Raw genomic sequence first — 1,566 nt, forward strand, 5'->3', positions numbered from 1 at the left:
AATGAGGAAACAATGGGCTGGGATGCGTTACTGGACGAGTATTTTTTTTCACGGATGTTACGGCCGGCAACCGAATGGAGTTATCGCAAGGTGGTGCGGGTCTTTATCCGGTATCTGGGGGAAACGGGGTTGCCGGAGAGCGTGACTCACCGGGATGTCCTGTGCTGGCGGCGTCATCTGCTGATGGAAAAAAATCAGTCCGGCTATACGTGGAACAATAAGGTGGCGCACCTGCGGGCCATTTTTAATTTCGGGATGGAAAGAAAACTGTTGTCACACCCCAAAAATCCGTTTAATGACGCGGCAGTCAAAAAAGAGAAGAAACAAAAGAAAACCCTGAGTAAGGCTCAGATAACCGGGATTTACCTGCGGATGCAGCAGTATGAAGAGGAAGAACGTTTACAGACCGCCCCGCGGGGCGGACGCTGTGCCTTATACCCGACGGGGTACTGGCTGACCGTACTGGATACCTTCCGGCTGACGGGCATGCGCCTGAACCAGCTGCTGCATCTGCGGTTACGGGATATTAATCTGGACAACAGTTACATTGAGTTGCGCGTGGAAGGCAGTAAAAACCACAGTGAGTGGCGGGTGCCGATGATCCCGCAACTGAAACCCCGGCTGGCGCAGCTGGTTGAACAGGCAAAAGCCTGTGGCGCGAAAGAGAATGATCCGCTGTTTGATTTAACCCGTCTGCGTTTTCGTTATCACGGACGCCATGTCAGTCACCAGTATCATCATGACAGAGAAAAGCAACATCTCCGTTCTTTTTTTAACCGCCTGTCTAAAGAATGTGGTTTTGCTGTCTCGCCCCACCGCTTCCGTCATACGCTGGCGACAGAGCTGATGAAAGCCCCCGACCGCAATTTGCAGCTGGTCAGGTGTTTACTGGGACACCGCAGTGTGGCGACCACGATGGAGTATATTGATATCGATATGGAAATCGCGGGTAAAACCCTGGCGAATGAACTGGCGTTTTATCTGGATCTTGCTGTGTAATCCGTTAACGTGATGTAAAAAAAACAGGGCAAGATATCAGCGGGATTGCCCTGACTGTGTCACTGGATTATGGGATGGTTTGGAGGTGGAGACACAAAACGAAGAAACCGGGAAGTGTGCTCAAAGAGCAATTCTGACCATCACCTGACTTGACATCAGAATCAATTACTGAAATCATTACTTTCAACGTAAAAAGGTGAGCACAAACTGTGTTCACCTGACTTCGTATAGAGTGGCTGTTCTTAGTTTATTAACTTACGCAAAGTAATAGATTATATTCATTAACATTTGCTTAACAGCACTTATTTCTGACTCACCTGTTAAGTTATTGATATCACTTCAACAAACGAGTTTTAAAATTGGTGCCGGACTCGGAATCGAAAATCATTGTAACTTGTTGAATATACAAAGTCTATAACCTTACTTTCCTTTTATGCCCCTTTTAATGCCCCCAAATTTATTTGCTTACTTTAACTTACCTATCTATCTAATTTTATTTGTTTTTATTACTTATTGTATACTTTTTCATCATTTTAAAGCAAAAAAGCCGTGAGGGTTAAAAATGGT

The 1,566-nt window shown here is 45.8% G+C and carries 1 protein-coding gene; it reads left to right on the forward strand.

Going from position 1 to position 1,566, the window contains the following annotated elements:
• Positions 1 to 999 (forward strand): tyrosine-type recombinase/integrase (locus PSI22_RS21070; RefSeq protein ID WP_273581433.1); only part of this gene is annotated, 999 nt, incomplete at its 5' end.
• Positions 1,000 to 1,566: the final 567 nt, after the last annotated feature.

Origin of the sequence: Xenorhabdus aichiensis (genome assembly GCF_028598775.1) — a bacterium.
Lineage (GTDB): Bacteria > Pseudomonadota > Gammaproteobacteria > Enterobacterales > Enterobacteriaceae > Xenorhabdus > Xenorhabdus bovienii.